This window comes from Catellatospora aurea (genome assembly GCF_042663325.1).
Taxonomy (GTDB): Bacteria; Actinomycetota; Actinomycetes; order Mycobacteriales; family Micromonosporaceae; genus Catellatospora; species Catellatospora aurea.
Genome location: NZ_JBHTAC010000099.1, coordinates 1 through 1959, shown reverse-complemented (window position 1 = coordinate 1959; position 1959 = coordinate 1). Strand labels below are relative to the sequence as shown.

1 protein-coding gene and 1 pseudogene are annotated in these 1959 nt (G+C 69.1%); both read right to left on the bottom strand.

All coding sequences use genetic code 11. The features are described 5' to 3' along the window. Positions 1-181 (bottom strand): annotated as a pseudogene (locus tag ACFQO7_RS37660) (RICIN domain-containing protein); the annotation flags it as partial. A 119-nt stretch (positions 182-300) separates the two neighbouring features. Further along, positions 301-1776: a glycoside hydrolase family 10 protein gene (locus tag ACFQO7_RS37655; RefSeq protein WP_376810879.1), complete on the bottom strand. Its 1476-nt coding sequence runs from the start codon at positions 1774-1776 to the stop codon at positions 301-303. Between the last annotated feature and the right edge of the window lie 183 nt (positions 1777-1959).

Genomic DNA, 1959 nt, shown 5'->3' with positions numbered 1-1959 from the left:
CGCTGTTGCGGTTGACCAGGATGTACCAGGCGCTGGTGTCCACGGTCGCGGCCTGTGCCGCGCTGGTGGTGACGACGGCCAGGCCCGTGCCGGCCAGCGCGGTGACCACGACGGTGATCAGCGCGGCGCGCCAGCCTCGCCGGGCCGGCCGGACTCGTGTGATGGTGCCGATGCCGCTCACGGCATCCTCCTTGTCTCAGGGCGGGCCCCGCCGCGCCGAGGTTCGCGGCGGGGATTCGTGGAGCAGGCCGCCGGTGCGGGGCTGCGGCTACCCACGCACCGGCGGCTGATCATGGTGGGCTACCCGACGCGGACGAGCTGCCACTGCTGGTTGTTGCCGCCCCAGTCGTCGTACTGCACGATGTTGCCGCCGTCGGCGGTGGACGCGCCCTGGACTTCGAGGGCCTTGCCGCTGTTGCGGTTGATCAGCCGGAGGTAGCCGCCCGACCAGACCGCGCGCCACTGCTGGTTGGTGCCGTTGCCGTCGGCCCACTGAACGATCGACGCGCCGTTGGCGGTCGAGAAGTTGTAGACGTCGAGGACCTTGCCGGAGTGGCGGGACTTGATGCGGTAGTAGCCGCTGCCGGAGTCGACGAACTGCCACTGCTGGTTGTTGCCGTTGGTGCGGGTCCACTGGGTGATGCGGCCGCCGTCGGCGGTGGAGAAGTTGTACACGTCGACGGCCTTGCCGCTGTTGCGGTTGACCAGGACATACCAGGCGCTCGTGTCGATGGAGCCGCTCGGCGTGGACGGCGCCGGGCTCGACGGCGTGCCGTTGTTGAGGGCGTTGAGCGTCGAGGTGTAGGCGGCCTTCTTGTTGCCGGAGGAGTCGAACAGCAGCGGGTTCTGGCCGGTGCGCCAGGAGTCGCTGTCGCGGATGCCCCACACGGTGATGCCGTTGCAGCGGGACACGGCCAGGCAGGCGTTGGTCACCGTGGCGTACACGGCGGCCTGGTTCGACCCGGAGATGTCCAGTTCGGTGATCTGGACGTCGACGCCCAGGTTCGCGAAACGCTGCAGGTTCGCCTGGTAGTCCGAGGGGACCGAGTTGCTCAGGTGGGACTGGAAGCCGACGCAGTCGATCGGCACGCCGCGGGACTTGAAGTCCTGCACCATGTTGTAGATGCCGGTCGACTTCGCGTTGATCCCGTCGGTGTTGTAGTCGTTGTAGCAGAGCTTGGCGTTCGGGTCGGCCGCCCGTGCGGCGCGGAACGCGGCCTCGATCCAGTCGTTACCGGTGCGCTGCAGGTTCGAGTCACGCCGACCGCCGCCGCTGCCGTCGGCGAACGCCTCGTTGACCACGTCCCATGAGTGGATCTTGCCGCGGTACTTGGTCGCGACCTGTGTGACGTGGTTGATCGCCGCCGAACGCAGGGCGCTGCCCGACATGTTCTGCGCCCAGCCTGGCTGCTGGGCGTGCCAGAGCAGGGCATGGCCGCGGATGCGCATCCCGTTGGCCTGGGCGTGGTTGACGATCCGGTCGGCGTTGCCGTAACTGAAGCTGCCCTGCGACGGCTCGGTGGCGTCCCACTTCATCTCGTTCTCGGGGGTGACCGAGTTGAATTCGCGGTTCAGGATGCCGACGTAGGTCGAGTCGCTGAGCTTGAACGCCGCGATCGCGGCGCCGAAGTAGCGGCCCCGCTCGGCGGCGGAGGCGCCGAGGGTGGTGCCCGCGCTGGCGGAGTTCGCCATGGCGATGGTGGTCAGGGCGGTCGCGGCCACGAGCAGCGTCGCCGTCAGAGCCGCACGGAACGTGCGGACGTTCGTTCGTTTCATGTCTGTCTCCTGGGAGCGGTGGACAGGTCCGTGGAGCCGCCAGGGCGGTTGCCCGGGAGGTGCGATAGGTCGTTGTGCCGGCCGTGCGGGCATGGGCGTGCCCGCACGGCCGGTGTGGTGCCGGTGGCGTCAGCGCTGCAGGGTGAGCAGGCCTGGCCGGTAGGGCAGCAGCCCGTAGTCGCC